Consider the following 23,739-nt stretch of genomic DNA (forward strand, 5'->3'; position numbering starts at 1 on the left):
GCCGACCGGTGAGTCTTGCGGCGAATACCGGCGCTAATCGCCGCATTTTTCGCGGCGATTAGCTTGTGCGTGCGGCGAATACGTCTCATAATCGCCGCATGAATAGCGGCGAATACACCTACATCTGGCAAGCCGGCGACTGGCCTCAGTGGCGCTTCGATCTGACGGCGCTCGCCGAGCCCATGGCCGAGGTCAGTCGCGCCCAAGGCTTGCTGGTGGGCCGGCTGGCCGATGTCGGCATGGCGTTGCGCGATCAGGCGAGCCTCGCGGCGCTCACGGAGGACGTGCTCAAGACGAGCGAGATCGAAGGCGAACAGCTCAATGTCGCCTCCGTGCGCTCGTCCATTGCGCGTCGAATGGGCGTGGACATCGGGGCGCTCGCGCCCGTGGATCGCCACGTTGAAGGCGTTGTGGAAATGGTGCTCGACGCGACCACCAACAGCCGCGCGCCGGTCACGCGCGAGCGCCTGTTCGGCTGGCACGCCGCGCTGTTTCCTACGGGCTACGCGGGTCTCTCGCGAATCAATGTCGGCGCATGGCGCGACGATGCGAGCGGGCCCATGCAGGTGATCTCGGGGCCGATTGGCCGTCAGCGCGTGCATTTCGAGGCGCCGCCCGCGAACCGGCTGGAGGCCGAGACGCGGCGCTTTCTCGACTGGCTCAACGGCCCGGCACAGGAGCCGCCGCTCATCAAGGCCGCCCTCGGCCATCTATGGTTCGTCACGCTGCACCCGTTCGACGACGGCAACGGCCGGGTGGCGAGAGCCATCGGCGACTTGCTGCTCGCGCGCGCGGACGGCAGTGCGCAGCGCTTTTACAGCCTCTCCGCGCAGATCCAGCGGGAGCGCAAGGGCTATTACGACATTCTGGAGCGCACGCAGCGCGGCTCAATGGACGTCACGCTCTGGCTCGCCTGGTTCTTCGACACGCTGCATCGCGCGGTCGATCAGGCGCAGATCACGCTGGACGCGGTGCTCGCCAAGGCGCGTTTCTGGCGCGATTGGGCCACGACGCCGTTCAACGAGCGGCAAGTCAAGCTGCTCAACCGTCTGCTGGACGGCTTCGACGGCAAGCTCACGAGCGGGAAGTGGGCCGCCATCGCCAAATGTTCGTCCGATACGGCGTTACGCGACATCAACGATCTGGTGGCGCGCGGCGCGCTGCGCAAAGCGCAGGGCGGCGGGCGCAGCACGAGCTACGAGCTCAACGCGTAGGCACAAACAAAAACCCCGCGCCTTCGAAAGGTCGCGGGGTTTTTACGAGCGGCGCAAGTGACCCATGCGCCGCGATGCAGCCTTACTGAATCTTCGCTTGCTTGCGCAGATTCTCTTCGAACGCCTGCAGCTTTTCCTGCTGGATCTGCTGAACGATCTGCGGGCGCACCTGCTCGAGCGGCGGCGGCGTGACCGGGCGGATATCGTCCACGCGGATGATGTGCCAGCCGAACTGCGTGTGCACCGGCGTATCGGTCATCTGGCCTTTCTGCAGATGCGTGGCCGCGGCCGCGAATTCCGGTACATACGCCTTCGGGTCCGACCAGTCGAGGTCGCCGCCGTTCTTGGCCGAGCCCGGGTCCTTCGAGTATTGCTTCGCGAGGTCTTCGAAGCTGGCGCCGGCCTTGATCTTCGCGATCAGGTCCTTGGCCTGCTGCTCGTTGTCCACGAGGATGTGGTGCAGGTGGTATTCGCTGCCGCCCGCGTCCTTCGTGAGCTGGTCGTAGCGCGCCTTGACTTCGGCGTCGGTCGGCTGGTTGTTCTTCACGAAGTTCTGAATCAGCGCGCGCAGCACGACGGTCTGCTGGGCAACGGCGATTTGCGCCTTCACGTCGGGGTTGTTCGGAATGCCCTCGCGAATGGCTTCCTGCATGAGGATTTCGCGGTTCACGAGTTCTTCACGCACCGCCATTTGCAGTTGCGGCGAATCCTGCTGGCCTTGTTGGACGAGTTGCTGGACCAGCGCATCGGCGCGCGCTTTGGGAATCGGCGTGCCGTTCACGACGGCGATGTTCTGCGCAAAGGCGGGGGCCGCCGCGCACGCAGCCAGCAACACCCAGAGATGGGTCTTCTTCAAGGTCATCGGAAAGTCCTAACGGGGCGAACCAAAATGGCGAACAAAAGAATCAAGCAAATCGAAATCTAACGTGGGGCTTACCGGGGCAGCGCCGCGGCTTCTTCGGGCGTGAGCGCCGTGATCGCGAGTGCGTGAATGCCGCGCTGCATGGCTTCGGCCAGCGCATCATACACCATGCGATGCCTTGCCACGCGGGCTTTCCCCGCGAATGCGGGCGCAACGATCGTGACATGATAGTGACCGCCGGCAGAGGCGCCGGCGTGTCCGGCGTGCTGCGCGCTGTCGTCGCGCACCTCGATGGAAACGGGTGCGAGCGCAGCGGTCAGGCGCGTTTCGATGAGCGCCATGCGCTCAGCCGGGCTCGCGTTGAGAAAGACGTCGCTCATTCTTCTTCCTTCATGTAACGCGAAAGCCACAGGCTCTGGCCGACGATGAACACCACCAGGATGCCGGTCGCGCCGAAGAGCTTGAAGTCGACCCACGCGTCGGTGGAGAAGTGGAACGCCACGAACAGATTGAGAATGCCGAGCAGCGCGAAGAAGATCGACCACACGAAGTTCAGCTGCGTCCAGATGCGCGGCGGCAGCGTGATCTGCTTGCCCATCATCGCTTCGATGAGGTTCTTGCCGAAGGCCACTTGCGAAATGAGCAGCACGACCGAGAACGCCCAGTAGAGCACCGTGGGCTTCCACTTGATGAAGGTTTCGTCGTGCAGCATCAGCGTGGCGCCGCCGAACACAACGACGATGCCAAGCGAAAGCCACAGCATCGGGTCGACCTTGCGGTGGCGGAACGCCACCCAGGCGATCTGAACGAGCGTCGCACCGATCGCCACGGCCGTCGCCGTGAAGATGCCCCACAGCTTGAATGCGACGAAAAAGAGGATGATCGGGAACAGATCAAACAGGAATTTCATTATCGGCCTGAGAGGTTACAAAATGAGCCCCGTGCAAAAGAGGGCACGTCGCTTTCAAGGCCCTGTTTCACCCGATGGGGCCCCGCGCGGGGCGCGGGGCTGCCTTGCCAGCGTTCACTTGGGCTCGAATTGTAGCGCAGCCGAATTGATGCAATACCGAAGGCCCGTTGGGGCCGGACCATCTTCGAACACGTGGCCGAGGTGTGCGCCGCAGTTCTTGCAGCGCACCTCGATGCGCAGCATGCCGTGCGTACGGTCGGTTTTCTCCTCGATCACCTCGCCGTTGATCGGGCGGAAGTAGCTCGGCCAGCCGCAACCCGCGTCGAATTTCGTGTCGGACTCGAAGAGCGGCGTGCCGCAGCACACGCAGTCGTACACACCCCGGTCGAAGTGGTCCCAGTACTTGCCCGTGAACGCGCGCTCGGTCGCGGCGTGGCGCGTGACCTGGTACTGCGTTTCGTCGAGCTGCTCCCGCCATTGCTCGTCGGCTTTGTAGCCCGGGTAGGCGGTGGAGTTATGGTCGTCCTGGCTCATGTTGGGTTCCTGTCGGGTGGGAAACACGGATCACGTAGATGGGGGCGCGCTTACGAAGAGCAACTGACTTCGAGCGAACTCGCCCAGTCGGGCGGCAGCCCCGCGTACGACGCGTGCTCGGGCTGCTCGTCGAATGGCCGCTCCAGCACCTTCGCGAGCCGTTCGACCTCGCTGAAGTCCTTTTGCGCGGCGCGCTCGATCGCGGTTTGCGCGAGGTGATTGCGCAGCACGTATTTCGGATTCGTGCGGTTCATCGCCTCGACGCGCGCGGCGTCGTCGCGTGTTTCGTGCGCAAGGCGCGCGCGGTAGTCGGCCGCCCAGGCGTCGAAGGCGGCGCGATCGAGAAAGAGGTCGCGCACGGACGTGTCGCCGCTCGCGTCATGCTTCGACACGCGCGCGAGATTGCGATACGTGAGCGTGAAATCGGCCCGGTTGGCATGCATGATTTCGAACAGCTTGTTCGCGAGCGCGTCGTCGCCTTCGCGCTCATGCGCGAGGCCGAGCTTCGCGCGCATGCGCGCTTCGAGCGCGGGTGCGAAGTGCCCCTTGAAGCGCTCGAGCACGCCTTGCGCGTCGGCCACCACGCGCTCGCCGCGCTTCTTTTCGTCGGCGATCTCGTAGTGCGCGCCGAACAGCGGCACGAGCGCTTGCGCGAGGCAAAAGAGATTCCAGTAGGCGATCTGCGGCTGCATGCGGTACGCGTAGCGGCCCTGCGAATCCGAATGATTGCAGATGTGGTTCGCGTCGAAACCATCCATGAAGCCGAACGGACCGTAGTCGATCGTGAGGCCGAGAATCGACATGTTGTCGGTGTTCATCACGCCGTGGCAGAAGCCCACGGCCTGCCACTCGACCATCAGCGCGGCCGTGCTGCGCACGGCTTCGTCGAGCAGGGCGAGGTACGGGTCGTCGGCTTCGCGCAGTTGCGGATAGAAGCGCGCGATCACGTGATCGGCGAGCGCGCGCAGTGCATCGACGTCGTCGTGCGAGTAGAAGTGCTCGAAGTGGCCGAAGCGCACGAAGCTCGGCGACACGCGCGTAACGACCGCGGCCGTTTCCATCTCTTCGCGGCGCACGGGCTGGTCGGAGCCGGTGACCGTGAGTGCGCGCGTGGTTGGAATGCCGAGATGATGCATGGCCTCCGAGCACAGGAATTCGCGGATCGACGAGCGCAGCACCGCGCGGCCGTCGCCCATGCGCGAGTAGGGCGTGCGCCCCGCGCCCTTGAGCTGGATCTCGTTGCGTTTGCCCTCATGTTCGACTTCACCGAGCGTGAGTGCGCGGCCGTCGCCGAGCTGGCCTGCCCATACGCCGAACTGATGGCCCGAGTAGACCGTTGCGTACGACATGGCCGATGGCGAGCGCTCGCGCGTGAAATTCCCGCAAAAGAACTCGGCGAACGCGGGATCGGCAGCGGCGGATGGATCGAGCCCGAGTTGCGCGGCCATGCTCTTCGAAACGCCGACGACGTACGGTGCGGGCAGCGGTGCGCCCGGCAGCCGCGTATAGAAGCGGGCGCCGAGCGCGGCAAAGGCGTCGTCGCGCGGCACGATCAAGGCGCGTTCGAGGTCGGCGAGCGGACCGGTGGCGGGCGTGTGCGTAGCGGACGAGCCGCCTTGGGATTCGGGTGTGCCTGGTGAAAACGACATATTGAGGGCCTGTTGAATAGTCGATATTGTAATTCCGCGCCCGCCGGCGTGCTGGGGCGCGTTCGAAGCCTGCCGGCGCGCCGCCCGATACGCGAAAGTACAACGCGCGACCAACGCGCGAAAGACAACGACACATAACGCCGATCAACGCGAGGAGACCGCCAACGATGAGTGCGCCGCTGCTGGGACAGATGATGGATGTGCCGCTCACGCTCTCGTCGTTGATCGCGCATGCGGCGCGCCATCATGGCAGTGCGCAGATCGTCTCGCGCCGCATCGAGGGCGATATTCATCGCTACACCTACCGCGAGTGCGAGGTGCGCTCGAAGCAGCTCGCACAGGCGCTCATCGCGCTTGGCGTGGCGCCGGGCGAGCGCGTGGGCACCCTGGCCTGGAATGGCTATCGGCATCTCGAAGCGTATTTCGGCGTGACCGGTTTCGGCGCCGTGTGCCACACCATCAATCCGCGTCTTTTTCCCGAACAGATCGCGTGGATCGTCAATCACGCCGACGACCGCTACGTGCTGTTCGACACCACGTTCGCCGCGCTCGTCGATACGCTCGCGCCGCAATGCCCGAACGTGCGCGGCTGGATCGCGCTGTGCGACGAGTCGCACCGGCCGGCAATGCGCACGGAAGTGCTCTGCTACGAAACGCTGCTCGCGGCGCAAGACGGCAACTACACGTGGCCCGAACTCGACGAGCGCAGCGCGTCGAATCTTTGCTACACGTCCGGCACCACGGGCAATCCGAAGGGCGCGCTCTACACACACCGGTCTTCGGTGCTGCACGCTTACGCCGGCTCGCTGCCCGACGCGCTCGGTTTATCGGCGCTCGACGCCATTCTGCCCGTCGTGCCGATGTTCCATGTGAATGCGTGGGGCATTCCTCATGCCGCGCCGCTCACGGGCACGAAGCTCGTGCTGCCCGGCAAGGATCTCGACGGCAAGTCGCTCTATGAACTCATGGAGGCCGAAGGCGTGACCGCCTCGGCGGGCGTGCCGACTGTCTGGCTCGGCCTGCTCGCGTATATGCGCGGCGCGGGCGTGCGCTTTTCCACGCTCAAGCGCACGGTGATTGGCGGTTCGGCGTGCCCGCCCGCCATGTTGCGCACCTTCGAGGACGACTACGGCGTTCAGGTGATCCACGCGTGGGGCATGACGGAGATGTCGCCGCTCGGCACGCTTTCGAAGCTCAACTGGGAGCAGTCGAAGCGCCCGCGCGAAGCGCAGCAAGCGCTGCTCGAAAAGCAGGGGCGCGTGATTTTCGGCGTGGACATGAAGATCGTCGGCGAGGACGGGCGGGAACTGCCGTGGGACGGCGTGACGTTCGGCGACCTGCATGTGCGCGGGCCGTGGGTGATCGACCGCTACTTTCGGCAGGACAGCGGCTCGCCGCTCGTGGAAGGCTGGTTCCCCACCGGCGACGTCGCCACGATCGACCCCGACGGCTTCCTGCACATCACCGACCGCAGCAAGGACGTGATCAAGTCGGGCGGCGAGTGGATCAGCTCGATCGACCTCGAAAACATCGCAGTGGCGCATCCGGCCATTGCGGAGGCCGCGTGCATTGCGTGCGCGCATCCGCGCTGGACCGAGCGGCCGCTCATCGTCGCCGTGAAGAAGCCCGGCGCTGCGGTCACACGCGAGGAACTACTGGCCTTCTTCGAAGGCAAGGTCGCGAAATGGTGGCTGCCCGACGACGCCGTGTTCGTCGACGAATTGCCGCACACGGCAACGGGCAAGCTGCAAAAGCTCAAGCTGCGCGAGCAGTTTCGCTCGTACGTGCTGTCGACTGCGCTTGCGGTGGAAGGTTGCCCGTTCGATCCGGCGCAAGACGTCGCGAAACACGACTAAACCACGGCGCGCAACCGCGCAAGGTTCTCCGGCGCAGCCTCTGGCTGCGTTTTTTTTCTTCCGACCTTTACCCGCCGGCCCGCGAGATCCGTACGTTCAGTACAAACCCTGGCACGCGCAGCGCAGCAAAAAATTGAACGAACGTTCTTTTTTGGGTATTCTGCCTGCTGACCGGGAATGTCGGACAATGAGGCCGACGACGCACATCGCGGCCCGCAAGCATGGAGGCAGGCAAATGGCAGTGGACTACACGACTCGCGACGGCGTTGCCGTCATCACGCTCAATAATCCGCCCGTCAACGGCCTCGGGCATTCGACCCGCGCGGGCATTGTCGAGGGCCTCGCACGCGCCGCGAGCGATCCGGCCGTTTCGGCCATTGTGATCACGGGCGCCGGCAAGGCGTTCTCGGGCGGCGCGGACATCACCGAATTCAACACGCCCAAGGCGATGCAGGAGCCCACGCTCCACACCGTCATCAAGGAAGTCGAGAAGAGCGCGAAGCCGGTCGTGGCCGCGATCCACAGCGTGGCCATGGGCGGCGGTCTCGAACTGGCGCTCGGCGCGCACTACCGCATCGCGGCACCGGGTGCGCAGATCGCGCTGCCGGAAGTGAAGCTCGGCATTCTGCCGGGCGCGGGCGGCACGCAGCGCCTGCCGCGTGCGATCGGCCTCGAAGCGGCCCTCAACATGATCGTGACGGGCGCCCCGGTGATGAGCGAAAAGCTCGCGAATTCGGGGCTGTTCGACGCGATGGCGCAAGGCGATCTGCTCGAAGAGGCCATCGCTTTCGCGCGCAAGGCGGCCGACAAGCAAGGACCGCATCCGCTCGTGCGCAACCGCAAGATCGAGCATCCGAACGCCGAAGGCTTCCTGCAGTTCTCGCGCAACACCGTTGGCGCGATGGCGAAGAACTATCCCGCGCCGGTGAAGTGCGTCGATGCCATCGCGGCAGGCGTGAAGCAGGGCTTCGACAAGGGCCTCGTGTTCGAGCGCGAATGCTTCCTCGAACTCGTGCAGACGCCGGAAAGCCGCGCGCTGCGCCACGCGTTCTTCGGCGAGCGCGCCGCGAGCAAGATTCCCGACGTGCCGTCGAGCACGCCCACGCGCGACATCCAGAAGGTGGCCGTGATCGGCGCGGGCACGATGGGCGGCGGCATCACGATGAACTTCCTCAACGCGGGCCTGCCGGTCACGCTGCTCGAAACGAAGCAGGAAGCGCTCGACCGCGGCGTCGCCACGATCCGCAAGAACTACGAAGCCCAGGTCAAGAAGGGCAAGCTTACGCAGGAGAAGGTGGAAGCGCGCATGGCGCTCATCACGCCGACGCTCTCCTACGACGACCTCAAGCAAGCCGATCTCATCATCGAAGCGGTGTTCGAAGAACTCGGCGTGAAGGAGCAGGTGTTCAAGCGCCTCGACGAAGTCGCCAAGGCCGGCGCGATTCTGGCCTCGAACACCTCGACGCTCGACGTCGACAAGATCGCGGCCTTCACGAAGCGTCCGCAGGACGTGGTGGGTCTGCACTTCTTTAGCCCTGCCAACGTAATGAAGCTGCTCGAAGTCGTGCGCGGCAAGGAAACGGCCAAGGACGTGCTCGCCACCGTCATGCAGGTCGCGAAGAAGATCCGCAAGACGGCTGTGGTGTCGGGCGTGTGTGACGGCTTCATCGGCAACCGCATGATCGAGCAGTACGTGCGCCAGGCGCTCTATATGCTCGAAGAAGGCGCGCTGCCCGCGCAGGTGGACCGCGCGATCGAGAAGTTCGGCTTCGCCATGGGCCCGTTCCGCATGAGCGACCTGGCCGGCAACGATATCGGCTGGGCGATTCGCAAGCGCCGCTATCAGGAACATCCGGACATGAAGTACTCGAAGATCGCCGACCGCCTGTGCGAAACCGGCCGCTTCGGGCAGAAGACCGGCGCGGGCTGGTACGACTACAAGGCGGGCGAGCGCAACGCGCTGCCTTCGAAGCTCGTGGACGACATGATCGTGGCGTACTCGAAGGAAGCCGGCGTCGAGCGCCGCAAGATCAGCGACGAGGAAATCGTCGAGCGTCTCGTGTTCTCGCTCGTCAACGAAGGCGCGAAGATTCTCGAAGAGGGCATCGCCTCGAAGGCGTCCGACGTCGACATGGTCTATCTCACGGGCTACGGTTTCCCGCTGTGGCGCGGCGGCCCGATGCTGTACGCCGACACGGTGGGCCTCTACAACGTCGAGCGCGCCATTCGCCGCTATGCGCAGCAGCGCAATGGCGAGGCGTGGGAAGTCGCGCCTTCGATCGTCGAGCTGGCTGCCAAGGGCGGTACGTTCAACTAAGTTTCATCGAGAGCGAACATGCGGACGAACATCATGAGAAGCGCAGACGACGTGCTCCTGCTGATCGACCTGCAATACGACTTCATGCCGGGCGGGGCGCTTGCCGTCGCGCAGGGCGATGAAGTCGTGCCGGTCGCCAACCGGCTCGCGCAGGGCTTCAGCCATGTGGTGCTCACGCAGGACTGGCACCCGGCGCAGCACGTTTCGTTTGCGGCCAACCACGCGGGGCGCGCGCCGTTCGAGACAACGACGCTGCCCTACGGCGAGCAGGTGCTGTGGCCCGTGCATTGCGTGCAGGGCACCGAAGGCGCGGCGCTGCATCGCGACCTGAACGTGCCGCACGCGCGCGCGGTGATCCGCAAGGGCCATCACGCCGACGTGGACAGCTACTCCGCGTTTCTCGAAGCCGACCGCAAGACGCCCACGGGCCTCGCGGGTTACTTGCGCGACGTGGGCGTGAAGCGCGTGTACTGCTGCGGCCTCGCGACCGACTATTGCGTGGCGTGGTCCGCGCTCGACGCGCGCGCCGCGGGCTTCGAAACCGTGCTGATCGAAGACGCTTCGCGCGCCATCGACCTGAACGGCTCGCTTGCCGCCGCGTGGGAGCAGCTGCTCGCCGCCGGCGTGAAGCGCGCGCAGTCGGCCGAGGTGCTGGCATTGTCCGCTTGAACGCTCGATCAAAGACATCCTCTGGATTCAATATTCGTAGTGGGAGACATCGCATGACTGACGCCGTAATCGTATCGACCGCCCGCACGGGCCTCGCCAAGTCCTGGAAGGGCGCCTTCAACATGACGCACGGCGCCACGCTGGGCGGCCATGTGACGCAAGCCGCCGTCGAGCGTGCGAAGATCGACCCCGCGCGCGTGGAAGACGTGATCATGGGTTGCGCGAACCCCGAAGGCGCGACCGGCGCGAATATCGCGCGCCAGATCGCGCTGCGCGCGGGCCTGCCCGTGAGCGTGGCGGGCATGACGGTGAACCGTTTCTGTTCGTCCGGACTCCAGACGATCGCGCTCGCCGCGCAACGCGTGATCGCGGGCGAAGGCGATGTGTTCGTCGCGGGCGGCGTGGAATCGATCTCGTGCGTGCAGAACGAGATGAACCGCCACATGATGGCCGAAGGCTGGCTCAACCAGCACAAGCCCGAAATCTACTGGAGCATGCTGCAAACGGCCGAGAACGTCGCGAAGCGCTACGAGATCTCGAAGGAGCGCCAGGATGAATACGGCGTGCAATCGCAGTTGCGTGCTGCGGCCGCGCAGGCCGCGGGCCTCTTCAACGACGAAATCGTGCCGATGACGGTGCTCGCCGGTGTGGCCGACAAGGCCACGGGCCAGCTTGTCACGAAGGAAGTGACGATCGCCGCCGACGAAGGCATCCGCGCCGACACCACGCTCGAAGGCGTGTCGAAGATCCGCACGGCAATGCCGGGCGGCGTCGTCACCGCCGGCAACGCGAGCCAGTTCTCGGACGGCGCGAGCGCCTGCGTCGTGATGAACGCGAAGGTCGCGGAGCGCGAAGGCCTGCAGCCGCTCGGCATTTTCCGCGGCTTCGCCGTGGCGGGCTGCGAGCCGGACGAGATGGGCATCGGTCCCGTGTTCGCGGTGCCCAAGCTCCTCAAGCAGACGGGCCTGAAGGTCGAGGACATCGGCCTGTGGGAGTTGAACGAAGCGTTCGCGGTGCAGGTGCTGTATTGCCGCGACAAGCTCGGCATTCCCGCCGACCGCCTGAACGTGAATGGCGGCGCGATTGCCGTCGGCCACCCGTACGGCGTGTCGGGCGCTCGCCTCACGGGCCACGCGCTTATCGAAGGCAAGCGCCGCGGCGCGAAGTTCGTCGTGGTGACGATGTGCATCGGCGGCGGGCAGGGTGCTGCCGGCCTCTTCGAAGTCGTTTGACGCAGGGCGCGGCGGACTCGCAAGCGTCCGCCGCTGTCTCGGTCACGCCAATGCTTTGCGCGCGTTGGCGGGCGCCGGGCCGCCCTCGCGCACAGGCCGCTGCAGGTATCATGACGGCTGTCGGCGCACGCACGGTGCGGCGCCTGTTCCCATGCAGACAGAAGAGGTGAGTTCGTGATTCGTCATATCGTGATGTGGAAGCTCAAGGAGTCGGCCGAAGGTGCGACGCGTGCCGAGAATGTCGTGAAGTTCAAGGCATTGCTCGAAGGCTGCCGCAACCTCGTGCCGGGCACGCTGCACCTCGAAGTCGGTGTGGCGGCGCCGGGTCTCGCTTCCACGTTCGACCTCGTGCTCGTTTCCGATTTCGCCGATCAGGCCGCACTCGACGGCTATCAGGACCACCCTGAGCATCTCGTTGTGAAGCAGTTCGCGAAGCTCGTGGTCGAGTCGCGCCAGTGCGTGGACTACGTGGTCTGAAGCCCATCATGATCGGTACCGCAGATCAATCCCCGGGCGGCGGCGTGCCGGAAGGCGAAGCTCAGCAACACCCGCAAACATCGCTCACGATCATCGAAAGTCCCTTCGTCGAGCATCTCGGCGCGCAACTCGTGAGCGCGCGCGACGGGGCAAGCGAAGTCGTGCTGCCGCTCGCCGAGCGGCATCTGAATACGTGGGACGTCGCGCACGGCGGCGTGACGATGACGCTTGCCGACATCGCACTTGCGATGGCGGCGCGCAGCGTGGCCGCTGACGGCGTGGGTGTCGTCACCGTCGAAATGAAAGTGAACTTCATGCAGCCGGGGCGCGGCGAATTGCGCGCCAGCGGCCGCGTGCTGCACCGTTCCACCACCATGGCCTATTGCGAAGGCGAGATTCGCGACAGCGAAGGCCATTTCGTCGCCAAGGCGCTCGGCACCTTCAAGTACATGCGCCGGCTTGCGGTGGGCCGCGACGTGACGCGTCAGCGTTTGCGCAGCGACCCCAGCGCGCGGCCGGGCCCGAGCGACGGTTAATACGTGCGATCGGGCGCGGGCGAGGGCTTTGCTCGTGCGCACCCGATCGCGGTTCTCTTGCGCGGCAGGCATGCAACGCCTCGCCGCGCCCAACGAAGCAACACGGACGCCATGACCCAGACCAATCGCCAGATCCTGCTCGCTTCGCGCCCGGAAGGCGCCGCGAGCGTCGATAACTTCCGCCTCGTCACAACGCCGCTCGCACCGCTCGAAGAGGGCCAGGTGCGCGTGCGCAACCACTACCTCTCGCTCGACCCGTACATGCGCGGGCGGATGAGCGACAGCAAGTCGTATGCAGCGCCGCAGCCGCTCGACTCGGTGATGATCGGCGGCACGGTGGGCGAGGTGGTCGAATCGCGCAACGCGAAGTTCAAGGTGGGCGCCAAGGTCGTAGGCATGTTCGGCTGGCAGGAGTTCGGCACGTCGAACGGCAGCGACCTGCGCGTCGTCGATACGACCCACGTGCCGCTTTCCGCGTACCTCGGGCCCGTGGGCATGCCGGGCGTCACCGCGTGGTACGGCCTGAATCGCATCATCGAGCCGAAGGCCGGCCAAACCGTGGTCGTGAGCGCGGCGAGCGGCGCGGTGGGCAGCGTGGTCGGCCAGCTCGCGAAGCGCGCGGGCTGCCGTGCCGTGGGCATTGCGGGCGGCGCGGACAAATGCCGCTATGTCGTCGAGACGCTTGGTTTCGACGCCTGCGTCGATTACAAGGCGGGCAATCTCTATCAGGACCTCAAGGCGGCGACGCCGGACGGCGTGGACGGCTACTTCGAGAACGTTGGCGGCGCGGTGCTCGACGCCACGCTCGCGCGCATGAACGCGTTCGGGCGCATCGCGCTGTGCGGCATGATCGCGGGCTACGACGGCGAGCCGATGCCGCTGAAGTATCCGCAACTGCTGCTCACCCAGCGCCTGCTCGTGCAGGGTTTCATCGTGAGCGAGCACATGGAAGTGTGGCCGCAGGCGCTCACGGAGCTGGGTACGTTGGTCGCGAAGCAGCAGCTCGCGTATCGCGAGAGCGTGGCCGAAGGGCTCGAGAATGCGCCGGGCGCGTTCCTTGGTATGCTCAAAGGCCAGAACTTCGGCAAGCAGTTGGTCAAGCTGATTTAACGGTTTCACTGTCGAGCGCAAGCGCCCGGAAAGGGCGCTTCGCTTTTCCGTGCGCAGTATTCACCGCAACTTCACCGCAGGATTCGCAATGTCCGAACCGTTTGAGTTCGACGGCCGCGTGGCCGTCATCACGGGCGCGGCAAGCGGCTTTGGCCGCGCGTTTGCGCAGCAGGCCGCAGCGCTTGGCATGAAGCTCGTGCTCGCCGATGTCGATCAGGCGCTGCTCGACGAAACCGTCAATGCGCTGCGCGAAGGCGGCGCGCAGGCCATCGGCGTGCGCACCGACGTGCGCGACGCCGCGCAGGTCGACGCACTCGCGAAAGCCGCGCTCGAAGCCTACGGCAAAGCGCATCTGCTTTTCAACAACGCAGGCGTTGGCACCGGCGGCTTCGTGTGGGAGAGCAGCGCAAAGGATTGGGACTGGGTGTTTGGCGTGAATGTGATGGGCGTGGCCAACGGCGTGCGCAGCTTCACGCCGCTCATGCTCGAACAGGGCGAGCGCGCGCATATCGTCAACACGGCTTCGGTGGCGGGGCTGCTATCGCCGCCCGCCATGGGCGTGTACAACGCGTCGAAGCATGCGGTGGTCTCGCTGACCGAAACGCTCTATCACGACCTGAAGAACGTGAGCGACCGCGTGAGCTGCTCGCTGCTGTGCCCCGCCTTCGTGCCGACCGGTATTGCGAATGCCGAGCGCAGCCGCCCCGACGAGTTGCGCAACGAAACGCCGCTCACGCGCTCGCAGCAGGCCGCCGATCTGCAGTTGCAGCGCGCGGTGCGCTCCGGCAAGCTCACGCCCGACGACGTCGCGAAAGTGACGTTCGATGCCGTGCGGGAAGGGTGTTTCTATATTCTCACGCATCCGCAGATTCTCGCTTCGGTGAAGCTGCGTCATGAGGACATCGAAACATTGCGCAATCCGACCGATCCGCTCTCGCTCAAACCTGAAGTCAAGAAAGCGCCGCAATAAAAGCGGCGCACGGGGTCCGTGCCATGCCTCTCACCGCGAAGATCGCACTCGTGCTCGACATGGTGGCCCGTACCGGCCGCGCGCCCTATCACGAGCAGACGGCGCAGGAGGCGCGCGCCGAGTATGAAAAGAGCGCCACGGTGCTCGAAATCCCCGCTGCGCCGATGCATGGCGTGGAAGACCTGCAGGTGCCGATGCGTGATGGCACGACGATCCGCGCGCGTCTCTATGTGCCGGTCGAGCCGCTTTGGGCGGAACCGCTGCCTGTGCTCGTCTACTATCACGGCGGCGGCTTCACGATCGGCAGCGTCGACACGCACGATGCGCTTTGCCGCATGTTCGCGCGCGACGCGCGCTGCGCCGTGTTTTCCGTGGACTACCGGCTCGCGCCCGAACATCGTTTCCCGACGGCGGTGCACGACGCGTTCGACGCCTACACATGGCTCCACGCGCACGCGGCCGAGTATGCGTTGGATGACTCGCGCTTCGCCGTGGGCGGCGACAGTGCGGGCGGCACGCTCGCCACGGTCTGCGCAGTGCTGGCGCGCGACGCGGGTATCGCGCCCGTGCTGCAACTGCTGTTCTATCCGGCCGTGAGCGCGCATCAGCAGACCGAATCGCACAAGCGTCTTGCAGATGGCCATTTGCTGACCGCACCGACTATCCAGTGGTTCTTCGATCACTACGTACGCGACAACTCGGATCGCGACGACTGGCGCTTTGCGCCGCTCGACGGCACGCGCGGCGAGCCGGATTTTCGCGGCGTCGCGCCGGCGTGGATCGGTGTGGCCGAGTTCGATCCGCTCGTGGACGAGGGCGTGGCCTATGCGCAAAAGCTGCGCGATGCGGGCAACGAGGTCACGCTCGAACGATTCGACGGCGTGATTCACGAGTTCATCAAGATGGGCGCATTCATCGACGAGGCGCGGCGCGCCCAGCTGCAGGCCGTCCACGCGCTGCGTGCGGCGCTCGGCACGCTCGACTAAAGCGCGCTTAGCCTCTTTCGACCGTATAGGTCTCGTGGCGCTCGAAGGCACCCGGGCGCGCGACGCGGTGCGAGCCGTCGTCGTCGCTGCGCTCTATCGCTTCCACATCCAGAAGGGCGCCGCGCAGCGTGACACGCAGCGCCGTGGTGCCGCGCGTGCCGTAATCGGGCGTTTCGATGAAGGCCGCGGAAAGCGCGCGTTCGCGTTCCAGTGAAATACCCGTAGCGGGCAAGTCGCGGTCGGGCGCGACTTGCGGGTCCCGCATCATCTCTACGAGCCGTGCGAGCGGCACCTGCGCGTCGCCTCCTGCGAGTTGCGCGAGTTCGGCGCGCTTGCGCACGAGCTTGGGCCACGGTGTGTCGAGCACGGCGTTCGAAATACCGTGCGTGCCTTCGGGCAGCAACGCGGGCGCACGGTCCGCGCGATTGCAGTACCACGCAAGCTCGCGCCTAGACCAGTCGCCGACGATCAGATTGAAGCCGTTGTAGAGGTCGCCCGAGCGCGCGATTTCGTCGAGATAGCCGAGCGGCGTATCGGGGAGATCCTGCGCGCCGGTGAGCCAGCGCGAGACGAGCGTGCCGCGCGTGGGTGCGTCGGGGCGCATGTCGTTCGGCGCGCGATAGTTCGTGAGCGCGGCGAAGCGGCCGCTGCGCGTCATGCCAAGCCAGGTGCCGCCGCCCACGAGATCGCGGCCCGCCAGCACGCCCGTTGCCGAACTGCCCGGCGACGTGATGTCGTCCGAGGCGTTCCACCAGTGCAGGGGATCGGCGGTGCGGCGCAGGAACTCGTCGCGGTTGGCCGCGAGCGTGAAAAGCGCGCCAGCGTTCGCGCGCGGACGCCAGTCGAAGACGATCAGGCACATGGGGTGGGCCCTTGCAGGGTCGGGAGTGGGGCCGCGCCCACGCGTTGAGAGACGCGGGGCGCCTCACTCGCAATGGACGCGGTGTGCGGCGTCAAACTTCGGCAGGCAACGCGTACGGCAGCGGCAGCACGCGCAGCGCGGGGCCGTCCGCGGCGCCGAGATGCACGCTGCCCGTTTCGAGCGCGGCAAGCTTGATCTCGGCGAGCAGATCGACGCCGCCCTCGGGCGCGGCTGCGGCGTTGACGATCATGCCGCACGGCTGGCTGGGGTCGTCCGAATGAAACAGCTCGACGCCCGCGTGCGCGGCGTCCAGGCTCGCGGCCACATTGGCGAGCGCGGTGCGGCGCTTGATCGTGCCGCGATACTGGCTGCGCGCGACGATTTCCTGGCCCGGATAGCAGCCCTTGCGGAAATTCACGCCGCCCAGCACGTCGTAATTGACCATCTGCGGCACGAACTGCTCGCTCACGGCCTGCGTGATGCGCGGCTCGCCCGCGCGAATGTCGAGCCAGTCCCACACGGCCGGCGACACGCGCTTCACCGCACCGTCGAGCTTCGCGAGGCGCGCCTGCACGGCTTCTTTCGGGCCGACCCACAGATAACGCAGCACGCCGGCCGCGTCGGGCACGCGGATCAGCGTGCCTGCGGGGTCGTCCACTTTCACGTGCACGCCGTCGGGCAGGGCGTCGAACACGCTCGCGAGCGCGCCGCGCACGTCGCCCGCAAGGCCCACCACGAGCAGCTTGTCGGTGTCGTCGGTGAGCTTGGCCTTGGCGCGCAGCACGAACATCGACAGGCGTTTTTGCACCGTTGCCTGCACGTCTTTCGAGATCAGGAGGCGGATCGTGTCGCCCGTCTTCCAGGTGAGGAACGAGGCAAGCAGACGCCCCTTGGGCGAGCAGTAGCCCGCAAGGCGCGCACCGGCTACGTCGAGATGCTGGACGTCGTTGGTGAGCTGGCTGTGCAGGAAGGTCGCCGCGTCGTCACCATTGGCGTCGATCACGCCGAACTGCGGCAGGATCGCGTAGGCGCCCCCTTGCAAAACGGCGTCGAAGTCGGCCGCGCCTGGAGGCGCATCGGCAGGGGAAAATTCAGGAGCGGAGAGCGTGGAAGCGGGATCGAGCGGTGAGTTCATGGATTCGGGGAACAGTCAATCCTGACTTTAGCGAAGGCAAGCAGTTATTATATGAGGTCCCCCTGAGTCGTGTTTCCATGTCCCTCCTGAAGAAATGCCTTGTTGCCGGCGCCGCGCTAGTCGTGATTGGCGCCGCCGCGGCGGGCGGCGTATGGCGCTGGGCCACCACGCCCCTCGAACTTGCCGCCCCACAGCTCGACGTCACCATCAAGCCGCACAGCACCGTGCGCAGCGTCACGCTGCAATTGCGGCGCGGCGGCGTGCCCGTGCAGACACCGCTTTTCGTGCTCATGACGCGCGTGCTCGGCCTGCAAAGCCAGCTCAAATCGGGCAACTACGAGTTCAAGGCGGGTGTCACGCCGTATGACGTGCTCCAGAAGATGGCGCTTGGCGACGTGAACGAGTCCGTGGCCACGATCATCGAAGGCTGGACCTTCAAGCACATGCGCGCCGAACTCGACGCGAACCCTGCGCTGCGCCACGACACGGCCGGCATGAGCGATGCCGAGCTGCTTGCGGCGATCGGCGCGCCGCCGGCACCGAACGGCAGCGGCGAGGGGTTGTTTTTCCCCGACACTTATCTCTTCGACAAGGGGGCGAGCGATCTCGATGTCTATCGCCGTGCCTATCATCTGATGCAAACGCGTCTGAGCGAAGCGTGGACCGCGCGCGCGCCTGGCTTGCCGCTCAAGTCGCCCTACGAGGCGCTGACGCTCGCTTCGCTCGTGGAGAAGGAGACGGGCCGCGCCGCCGACCGCGCGCTCGTGGCGGCCGTGTTCTCGAACCGGCTGAAAGTGGGCATGCCGCTGCAGACGGACCCGGCCGTGATCTACGGCCTCGGCGACACCTACGCGGGGCATTTGCGCAAGCGCGATCTGCAGTCGGACACTCTTTACAATACCTACCTGCGCCTTGGGTTGCCGCCAACGCCCATTGCACTGCCAGGCGCCGCGGCGATCGAGGCGGCGCTCAATCCGGCATCGACGGCCGCGCTGTACTTCGTGGCGCGCGGCGACGGCAGCAGCGTTTTTTCAGACAATCTTGTCGACCACAACAAGGCCGTCGACAAATACATCCGGGGTAACTAAATGGCGCGGGGCCGATTCATCACGTTCGAAGGCATCGACGGCGCGGGCAAGACCACGCATCTCGCCTGGTTTCGCGATCAGCTCGTCGAGAAACTCGCGCCCTCGGGCCGAACGGTCGTCATGACGCGCGAACCCGGCGGCACGCCGCTTGGCGAATCGATCCGCGATCTCGTGCTGCATCAGCCGATGGACCTCGAAACCGAGGCGCTGATGATGTTCGCGGCGCGCCGCGAGCACCTCGCCAAGGTGATCGAGCCCGCGCTCGCGCGCGGCGACTGGGTGCTGTCCGACCGCTTCAGCGACGCCACCTTCGCCTACCAGGGCGGCGGCCGCGGGCTGCCGCGCGACAAGCTCGAAACGCTGGAGCGCTGGGTGCAGGGCGGGTTCCAGCCGGACCTCACCGTGTTGTTCGACCTGCCGCCCGATACGGCGAGCGAACGGCGAGGTGCGGCGCGCGAGCCCGACCGCTTCGAAAGCGAATCCGACGCGTTCTTCAATCGCACGCGCACCGAGTACCTGCGCCGCGCGGAAGAGGCGCCGTACCGTTTCGCGATCATCGATTCGTCGCAGGGTATCGACGCGATTCGCGCCAAGCTCGAACAAGTGATCGCAACGCTTTGATTTCAAGGCGATATTTGGTGCTCTTATATGGCTGCACGATTTTTGTGTAACTTCTCGTGAAAGTCGTCTAACCGATTGATTTTAAAGATGATCTATCCTTGGCAAACCGACGACTGGCAACGCCTGCAGCAACTGCGCAGCCACTGGCCGCATGCGCTGCTGCTGCACGGCCAGGCGGGTATCGGCAAGCGCCAGTTCGCCCAGCATCTGGCGAAAGGACTGCTCTGCGAAGCGCCGCAGGCCAACGGCGAGCCGTGCGGCGCCTGTGCGGCGTGCAACTGGTTTGTTCAGGGCAATCATCCGGATTACCGGATCGTCGTACCGGAGGCCCTGGCGGGCGAAATCGGCCAGGCCGGCGACGACGACGCCAAGGCCGAGAAAGCAGACAAGGGTGACGGCGAAGAGAGCAAGAAGGGCCGCGCGCCGAGCAAGGAAATCCGCATCGAGCAGGTGCGCGCGCTACTCGACTTCACAGGCGTGGGCTCGCACCGCGGCGGCCTGCGTGTGGTCGTGCTGTACCCGGCCGAGGCGCTGAACGTCGCCGCCGCGAACGCGCTGCTGAAGACGCTCGAAGAGCCGCCCGCGGGTGTCGTGTTCCTCGTGGTATCGGCGCGCATCGATCGCCTGCTGCCAACCATCATCAGCCGTTGCCGGCAGTGGCCCATGGGCACGCCCGCGCCCGAAGCCGCCACGGCCTGGCTCGCGCACCAGGGCGTGGACGACGCGCCGGCGCTGCTCGCCGAAGCCGGCGGCGCGCCGCTCGCGGCGCTCGCGCTCGCGAACGACGAAAACCGCACGCTGCGCGACTGGACGCTGGCCCAGCTCGCGGCGGGCCCGGCTTGCGACGCTTTTGCCTGCGGCGAGACGCTGCAAAAGCTGCCGGTGCCGCTCGTGCTCGGCTGGCTGCAGCGCTGGGTCTACGATCTGCTCGCACAGCACACCGCAGGCCGTCCGCGCTATTTCCCGCAGGCCACGAACGGCCTCGCGCGCTGCGCCGCGAAGCTCGACGCGGCGGCACTGGCGCGCTACCTGAAAACGGTCACGCGCCAGCGCGCCGTGGAAAACCATCCGCTGAATGCGCGCCTCGTGTTCGAGGAACTCTTTCTCGGCTATCGTGAACTGTTCGCCTGACGCTCGCGTTCAGGCCTGAATCTTTCATCGCAGGACCACCCATGTTTGTCGATTCACATTGCCACATCAACTTCGAGGGCCTCGGCGACCGCCTCCCGCAGGTGCTCGAGAACATGCGCGAGAACGCCGTCACGCACGCGCTGTGCGTGTCGGTGGACCTCGAAACGCTGCCTTCGGTGCTCGACATTGCGAGCCGCTACGAGAACGTCTACGCGTCGGTGGGCGTGCATCCCGACCACGAACACATGCGCGAGCCCAGCGTGGCCGAACTGGTCGAGCTGGCCGAGCATCCGAAGGTGATCGCGATCGGCGAAACGGGGCTCGATTACTATCGCCTGGGCGAGCGCACGATCGCCGACATGGAGTGGCAGCGCGAGCGCTTTCGCACCCACATTCGCGCGGCGCACGCCACGGGCAAGCCGCTCATCGTCCATACGCGCGCGGCTTCCGACGACACCCTGCGCATCATGGAAGAAGAGCGCGCGGGCGAGCCCGGCGGCGTGATGCATTGCTTCACGGAACCGTGGGCGATTGCCGAGCGCGCGCTTGCGCAGAATTTTTACATCTCGCTTTCGGGCATCGTGACGTTCAAGAGCGCGACGGATGTGCAGGAGGTCGCGCGCCGCGTGCCGATCGAGCGCCTTTTGATCGAAACCGATTCGCCATACCTTGCGCCAGTGCCATTTCGTGGCAAACCCAATGAACCTGCGTACGTGAGCCATGTCGGAAGATTCATTGCCCAGCAACGCGGGTTGCCGGACGCCGAACTCGGCGCTGTCACCACACAGAACTTTTTCCGGCTCTTCAAGATCCAGCCTCAGGCTTGAATCGCAAACCGCATGCTGTCAATGGTGTTAAATATCAACGACATAGCAGATAACGTTAAGGCTTGACATGAACTCGAAACCGCTTCCGCACGCCGCAAACCCTGTCCGCCGTACCGCCGCCGCGCTCGTGCTCGGCGTCGCCGCCACGCTGTTTGGCGCCGCGGCCCACGCCGCTCCGATCGACTCGCTCATCAAGAGCGTCAAGTTCGACGACGACAAGGGCGTGCAAAAAGCGCTCGCAAACGGCATGGACCCGAACGCCACGGACGACCAGGGCATGCCGCTCCTCGTGATCGCGGCGCGCGAGAAGTCCGACAAGGTTGGGGCGGTGCTGCTCGACAACCCGAAGACGAACATCGCCGCCGAAGACCGCGCAGGCGAAAACGCGCTGATGCTGGCCTCGCTCAACGGCGACGTGGACTTCGTGAAGCTGCTCATCGCCAAGGGCGCCGAGGTCAACAAGAAGGGCTGGACGCCGCTGCACTACGCCGCCGCGAACGGCAACGACGACGTTGCGAAGCTCCTGATCGGCTATTCGGCCGACGTCAACGCGCTGTCGCCCAACGGCACGACGCCGCTGATGATGGCCGCGCGCGGCGACCATCTCACGACGCTCCAGATGCTGCTCGAGCACGGCGCGACGCTCGGCGCCAAGAACCAGATCGGCATGACGGCGCTCGATTTCGCGCGCCAGTACAAGGCGCCGGACGCGATCAAGGACCTGACGGCACGCATGACGCAGGCTGGCCTCTCCACGGCGAGCCCGGCAGCGCCGCAAAACAGTGCAAAATAATGGGGATGAAGGCGGCCGCACTGGACCAACGCGGCCGACCGGCAGCGCTCGACATGCTCGCAGCGCTGCTCCCCACGACAATTCAAGGAGAACCATGCTGCGGGTTCTGATCTGTGCGGGCGCGATGGCGTTGCCGCTCTCCGCTTTCGCATTCACGGCAAGCGACCTCAACCGGCTCTGCACGAAGACCGACGTGGCTTCGCGCAGTGCGTGCGCTGCCTATATCGAAGGTGCCGCCGACGGCATCTTCAACACGATCGACGCCATCGGCGGCACTACCGGGCCGCGCGTGGGTCAATACTTCTGCCTGCCGCCCGACGCGCGCTCCGCGCAACTGACCGACGCGGTGCGCAAGTACATCGCCGACAACCCGAACGTGGCCGGCTATAACGCCAGTACCGCCATTTCGCTCGGGCTTGGCAAGGCGTTTCCCTGCAAGACCGGCAACGGCAGTTGAGGCCGGTCGGTTGTAGTAGACGTAACGAGTAGCACGGCGCGGCGCCTTCTCTCGCCGCGCCACTCATCATCGAGGCCGCTGCGAGGCCAGTTGAACCGTCGCCGTGGCCGTCCGCGGGCTTGGCGCCCGTGCCGTTTCCAAGAGTCACCTTTTTGCTCAGGATGCTCAGGAGGAACTGGCCGCAGATGCCGACACTCGACGATCTCTCCCGTTTTACCGACGCTCCGTTGCACGACTGGCTCGGCACGTTGCTCGTGAGCGCGCTCGCGCTCGTTCTCGCGTTCGCCATGCACTGGGTCGGCGGCCGCGTCCTGCTGCGCATCGCACGCCCGTATCCGCGCGTCAGCGTGTTCTTGCGCTATATCCGCAAGCCGGCTTTGGCCGTCCTCGCCATCCTCGCGATCGAGTTCGTCTGGTGGCAGGCGCCCGACACGCTCAGGCACATCGACGGCCTGCGCGAGTTGTGCGCGTTCGCGCTGATCGCCGCGATCACCTGGCTTTCGGTGCGCTGCGCGGCCGCGATCGGCGAGGCCATCATCGCCGCGCATCCGCTCGACATCGCCGACAACCTCCAGGCCCGCCGCATTCACACCCAGGCCCGTGTGCTCGCGCGCACGGTGATGGTGCTCATCATCATCGTGGGGGTGGGCGCGGCGCTCATGACCTTCCCGAACGTGAGGCAGATCGGTGCGAGCCTGCTCGCTTCGGCGGGCGTTGCCGGTCTCGTCGCCGGTATCGCGGCACGCCCCGTGCTAGGGAATCTGATCGCCGGTTTGCAGATCGCGCTCTCGCAGCCGATCCGGCTCGACGACGTGGTCGTGATCCAGGGCGAGTGGGGGCGCATCGAGGAAATCACGGGTACCTACGTTTCGGTGCGGATCTGGGACCAGCGGCGGCTCATCGTGCCGCTGCAGTGGTTCATCGAGAATCCGTTCGCGAACTGGACGCGCAGCAGCTCGCAGATCATCGGCACGGTGTTTCTGTGGCTCGACTACCGCATGCCGCTCGCGCCGCTGCGCGAGGCGCTCGCGCGCATCGTCGACGGCGCGCCCGAATGGGACCGCCGCGTGCAGGTTCTACAGGTCACCGACGCCAACGAGCGCGCCATGCAGGTGCGCGTGCTCGTGAGTTCGCGCGACTCGGGCCTGAACTTCGATTTGCGTTGCCGCGTGCGCGAAGGGCTGCTCGATTTCGTCAACGAGCACTATCCGCAGTTCCTGCCGCGTGCGCGCGCCGAGGTTTCCGCGGAACTCGAAAGCAGCACCGGCGACGTGTCGTCGTTCGTGCGGCGCCCGGCGCGGCAGGCTGCGGCGAGCACGGCGGCTCATACTGAGGCCGATCCCGTGACGGGCACACGCGTGCCGGGGGATAGCGAGGAACGGGAGGTGCATCGCCAGGCGGCGGCGACGGATGCCAACGCGACCGAAGCCGCCAGCGCCCGTGAGCCGGCGACTGAAAGTCGCCGCGAGGGAGCCTGAACCGCAGCGAAGGTCACCTGCGCAC

At 65.9% G+C, this 23,739-nt stretch carries 24 protein-coding genes; 17 read left to right on the forward strand and 7 right to left on the reverse strand.

The window, feature by feature from the left end:
- The first annotated feature begins 98 nt into the window (after nt 1-98).
- Complete coding sequence (locus U5A58_RS33855; protein ID WP_321964689.1) at nt 99-1,214, forward strand: Fic family protein; 1,116 nt, start codon at nt 99-101, stop codon at nt 1,212-1,214.
- An 82-nt stretch (nt 1,215-1,296) separates the two neighbouring features.
- Here U5A58_RS33855 and U5A58_RS33860 read toward each other — a convergent pair whose 3' ends face one another.
- From U5A58_RS33860 to U5A58_RS33880, 5 genes are all read right to left on the reverse strand, one after another.
- Nucleotides 1,297-2,076: a peptidylprolyl isomerase gene (locus tag U5A58_RS33860; protein ID WP_069268088.1), complete on the reverse strand. Its 780-nt coding sequence runs from the start codon at nt 2,074-2,076 to the stop codon at nt 1,297-1,299.
- 71 nt (nt 2,077-2,147) lie between these two features.
- The gene (locus U5A58_RS33865) at nt 2,148-2,456 is read right to left on the reverse strand and encodes a BolA family protein (protein ID WP_321964690.1); all 309 of its coding nucleotides are present in this window, start codon (nt 2,454-2,456) and stop codon (nt 2,148-2,150) included.
- Nucleotides 2,453-2,986 (reverse strand): septation protein A, encoded by a 534-nt coding sequence (locus U5A58_RS33870; RefSeq protein ID WP_321964691.1) that lies wholly within the window; start codon nt 2,984-2,986, stop codon nt 2,453-2,455. The genes U5A58_RS33865 and U5A58_RS33870 overlap by 4 nt, the downstream gene beginning before the upstream one ends.
- Before the next feature lie 114 nt (nt 2,987-3,100).
- Nucleotides 3,101-3,520, reverse strand: coding sequence for a peptide-methionine (R)-S-oxide reductase MsrB (gene msrB, locus U5A58_RS33875; protein ID WP_321914873.1), 420 nt, complete (start codon nt 3,518-3,520; stop codon nt 3,101-3,103).
- Between the two features lie 50 nt (nt 3,521-3,570).
- The gene (locus U5A58_RS33880; RefSeq protein WP_321964692.1) at nt 3,571-5,169 is read right to left on the reverse strand and encodes a protein adenylyltransferase SelO; all 1,599 of its coding nucleotides are present in this window, start codon (nt 5,167-5,169) and stop codon (nt 3,571-3,573) included.
- Between the two features lie 167 nt (nt 5,170-5,336).
- On the opposite strand from U5A58_RS33880, the gene U5A58_RS33885 reads away from it, so the two are divergent.
- The 9 genes from U5A58_RS33885 to U5A58_RS33925 all read left to right on the forward strand — a co-directional run bounded on the left by U5A58_RS33885 (nt 5,337) and on the right by U5A58_RS33925 (nt 15,322).
- Nucleotides 5,337-7,025 carry a 3-(methylthio)propionyl-CoA ligase gene (locus U5A58_RS33885; protein WP_321964693.1) on the forward strand — a complete coding sequence of 563 codons (1,689 nt, stop codon included), beginning with the start codon at nt 5,337-5,339 and terminating at the stop codon, nt 7,023-7,025.
- A gap of 235 nt (nt 7,026-7,260) precedes the next feature.
- A complete protein-coding gene (locus U5A58_RS33890) occupies nt 7,261-9,342 on the forward strand; it encodes a 3-hydroxyacyl-CoA dehydrogenase NAD-binding domain-containing protein (RefSeq protein WP_321964694.1) in 2,082 nt (693 codons plus the stop codon).
- Nucleotides 9,343-9,375: 33 nt separating this feature from the next.
- Entirely contained in the window at nt 9,376-10,011 is a 636-nt protein-coding gene (gene pncA, locus U5A58_RS33895; RefSeq protein WP_321964695.1) for a bifunctional nicotinamidase/pyrazinamidase, read from the forward strand.
- A 53-nt stretch (nt 10,012-10,064) separates the two neighbouring features.
- On the forward strand, nt 10,065-11,243 hold the full coding sequence (locus U5A58_RS33900) for an acetyl-CoA C-acyltransferase (protein ID WP_321964696.1): 1,179 nt from the start codon (nt 10,065-10,067) through the stop codon (nt 11,241-11,243).
- Nucleotides 11,244-11,417: 174 nt separating this feature from the next.
- Entirely contained in the window at nt 11,418-11,720 is a 303-nt protein-coding gene (locus U5A58_RS33905; protein WP_321914880.1) for a Dabb family protein, read from the forward strand.
- Nucleotides 11,721-11,809: 89 nt separating this feature from the next.
- Nucleotides 11,810-12,256, forward strand: coding sequence for a PaaI family thioesterase (locus U5A58_RS33910; RefSeq protein WP_321914932.1), 447 nt, complete (start codon nt 11,810-11,812; stop codon nt 12,254-12,256).
- Between the two features lie 111 nt (nt 12,257-12,367).
- Nucleotides 12,368-13,366, forward strand: coding sequence for an NADP-dependent oxidoreductase (locus U5A58_RS33915; protein ID WP_321964697.1), 999 nt, complete (start codon nt 12,368-12,370; stop codon nt 13,364-13,366).
- A gap of 88 nt (nt 13,367-13,454) precedes the next feature.
- A complete protein-coding gene (locus U5A58_RS33920) occupies nt 13,455-14,336 on the forward strand; it encodes an SDR family oxidoreductase (RefSeq protein WP_321964698.1) in 882 nt (293 codons plus the stop codon).
- A gap of 23 nt (nt 14,337-14,359) precedes the next feature.
- Complete coding sequence (locus U5A58_RS33925) at nt 14,360-15,322, forward strand: alpha/beta hydrolase (protein ID WP_321964699.1); 963 nt, start codon at nt 14,360-14,362, stop codon at nt 15,320-15,322.
- A 7-nt stretch (nt 15,323-15,329) separates the two neighbouring features.
- Here U5A58_RS33925 and U5A58_RS33930 read toward each other — a convergent pair whose 3' ends face one another.
- Together U5A58_RS33930 and U5A58_RS33935 are read right to left on the reverse strand one after the other, a co-directional pair.
- Complete coding sequence (locus tag U5A58_RS33930) at nt 15,330-16,184, reverse strand: NRDE family protein (protein ID WP_321964700.1); 855 nt, start codon at nt 16,182-16,184, stop codon at nt 15,330-15,332.
- Between the two features lie 91 nt (nt 16,185-16,275).
- Nucleotides 16,276-17,319 carry a folate-binding protein gene (locus U5A58_RS33935; RefSeq protein WP_321964701.1) on the reverse strand — a complete coding sequence of 348 codons (1,044 nt, stop codon included), beginning with the start codon at nt 17,317-17,319 and terminating at the stop codon, nt 16,276-16,278.
- A gap of 77 nt (nt 17,320-17,396) precedes the next feature.
- Between U5A58_RS33935 and mltG the strand changes: the two genes are divergently transcribed.
- From mltG to U5A58_RS33970, 7 genes are all read left to right on the forward strand, one after another.
- Nucleotides 17,397-18,407 carry an endolytic transglycosylase MltG gene (gene mltG / locus U5A58_RS33940; protein WP_321964702.1) on the forward strand — a complete coding sequence of 337 codons (1,011 nt, stop codon included), beginning with the start codon at nt 17,397-17,399 and terminating at the stop codon, nt 18,405-18,407.
- On the forward strand, nt 18,408-19,028 hold the full coding sequence (gene tmk, locus U5A58_RS33945) for a dTMP kinase (protein WP_321937588.1): 621 nt from the start codon (nt 18,408-18,410) through the stop codon (nt 19,026-19,028).
- An 87-nt stretch (nt 19,029-19,115) separates the two neighbouring features.
- On the forward strand, nt 19,116-20,159 hold the full coding sequence (locus U5A58_RS33950; RefSeq protein ID WP_321964703.1) for a DNA polymerase III subunit delta': 1,044 nt from the start codon (nt 19,116-19,118) through the stop codon (nt 20,157-20,159).
- Between the two features lie 41 nt (nt 20,160-20,200).
- Nucleotides 20,201-20,986: a TatD family hydrolase gene (locus tag U5A58_RS33955; protein WP_321914889.1), complete on the forward strand. Its 786-nt coding sequence runs from the start codon at nt 20,201-20,203 to the stop codon at nt 20,984-20,986.
- 67 nt (nt 20,987-21,053) lie between these two features.
- A complete protein-coding gene (locus U5A58_RS33960) occupies nt 21,054-21,779 on the forward strand; it encodes an ankyrin repeat domain-containing protein (RefSeq protein ID WP_321964704.1) in 726 nt (241 codons plus the stop codon).
- 94 nt (nt 21,780-21,873) lie between these two features.
- A complete protein-coding gene (locus U5A58_RS33965) occupies nt 21,874-22,236 on the forward strand; it encodes a Rap1a/Tai family immunity protein (protein ID WP_028207010.1) in 363 nt (120 codons plus the stop codon).
- 185 nt (nt 22,237-22,421) lie between these two features.
- Nucleotides 22,422-23,714, forward strand: coding sequence for a mechanosensitive ion channel family protein (locus U5A58_RS33970; protein WP_321964705.1), 1,293 nt, complete (start codon nt 22,422-22,424; stop codon nt 23,712-23,714).
- Nucleotides 23,715-23,739 lie beyond the last annotated feature (25 nt).

Origin of the sequence: Paraburkholderia sp. J7 (genome assembly GCF_905220155.1) — a bacterium.
In the GTDB taxonomy this organism is placed as follows: domain Bacteria; phylum Pseudomonadota; class Gammaproteobacteria; order Burkholderiales; family Burkholderiaceae; genus Paraburkholderia.

What these genes read in the sequence shown, in the direction of transcription:
- U5A58_RS33960 (WP_321964704.1), top strand. Translation starts at nt 21,054, where the DNA reads ATGAACTCGAAACCGCTTCCGCACGCCGCAAACCCTGTCCGCCGTACC.
- U5A58_RS33970 (WP_321964705.1), top strand. Translation starts at nt 22,422, where the DNA reads ATGCCGACACTCGACGATCTCTCCCGTTTTACCGACGCTCCGTTGCAC.
- U5A58_RS33955 (WP_321914889.1), top strand. Translation starts at nt 20,201, where the DNA reads ATGTTTGTCGATTCACATTGCCACATCAACTTCGAGGGCCTCGGCGAC.
- U5A58_RS33900 (WP_321964696.1), top strand. Translation starts at nt 10,065, where the DNA reads ATGACTGACGCCGTAATCGTATCGACCGCCCGCACGGGCCTCGCCAAG.
- U5A58_RS33965 (WP_028207010.1), top strand. Translation starts at nt 21,874, where the DNA reads ATGCTGCGGGTTCTGATCTGTGCGGGCGCGATGGCGTTGCCGCTCTCC.
- pncA (WP_321964695.1), top strand. Translation starts at nt 9,376, where the DNA reads ATGAGAAGCGCAGACGACGTGCTCCTGCTGATCGACCTGCAATACGAC.
- U5A58_RS33870 (WP_321964691.1), bottom strand. Translation starts at nt 2,986, where the DNA reads ATGAAATTCCTGTTTGATCTGTTCCCGATCATCCTCTTTTTCGTCGCA.
- U5A58_RS33935 (WP_321964701.1), bottom strand. Translation starts at nt 17,319, where the DNA reads ATGAACTCACCGCTCGATCCCGCTTCCACGCTCTCCGCTCCTGAATTT.
- tmk (WP_321937588.1), top strand. Translation starts at nt 18,408, where the DNA reads ATGGCGCGGGGCCGATTCATCACGTTCGAAGGCATCGACGGCGCGGGC.
- U5A58_RS33925 (WP_321964699.1), top strand. Translation starts at nt 14,360, where the DNA reads ATGCCTCTCACCGCGAAGATCGCACTCGTGCTCGACATGGTGGCCCGT.
- U5A58_RS33915 (WP_321964697.1), top strand. Translation starts at nt 12,368, where the DNA reads ATGACCCAGACCAATCGCCAGATCCTGCTCGCTTCGCGCCCGGAAGGC.
- msrB (WP_321914873.1), bottom strand. Translation starts at nt 3,520, where the DNA reads ATGAGCCAGGACGACCATAACTCCACCGCCTACCCGGGCTACAAAGCC.
- U5A58_RS33890 (WP_321964694.1), top strand. Translation starts at nt 7,261, where the DNA reads ATGGCAGTGGACTACACGACTCGCGACGGCGTTGCCGTCATCACGCTC.
- U5A58_RS33880 (WP_321964692.1), bottom strand. Translation starts at nt 5,169, where the DNA reads ATGTCGTTTTCACCAGGCACACCCGAATCCCAAGGCGGCTCGTCCGCT.
- U5A58_RS33950 (WP_321964703.1), top strand. Translation starts at nt 19,116, where the DNA reads ATGATCTATCCTTGGCAAACCGACGACTGGCAACGCCTGCAGCAACTG.
- U5A58_RS33865 (WP_321964690.1), bottom strand. Translation starts at nt 2,456, where the DNA reads ATGAGCGACGTCTTTCTCAACGCGAGCCCGGCTGAGCGCATGGCGCTC.
- U5A58_RS33920 (WP_321964698.1), top strand. Translation starts at nt 13,455, where the DNA reads ATGTCCGAACCGTTTGAGTTCGACGGCCGCGTGGCCGTCATCACGGGC.
- U5A58_RS33930 (WP_321964700.1), bottom strand. Translation starts at nt 16,184, where the DNA reads ATGTGCCTGATCGTCTTCGACTGGCGTCCGCGCGCGAACGCTGGCGCG.
- U5A58_RS33855 (WP_321964689.1), top strand. Translation starts at nt 99, where the DNA reads ATGAATAGCGGCGAATACACCTACATCTGGCAAGCCGGCGACTGGCCT.
- U5A58_RS33885 (WP_321964693.1), top strand. Translation starts at nt 5,337, where the DNA reads ATGAGTGCGCCGCTGCTGGGACAGATGATGGATGTGCCGCTCACGCTC.
- U5A58_RS33860 (WP_069268088.1), bottom strand. Translation starts at nt 2,076, where the DNA reads ATGACCTTGAAGAAGACCCATCTCTGGGTGTTGCTGGCTGCGTGCGCG.
- mltG (WP_321964702.1), top strand. Translation starts at nt 17,397, where the DNA reads ATGTCCCTCCTGAAGAAATGCCTTGTTGCCGGCGCCGCGCTAGTCGTG.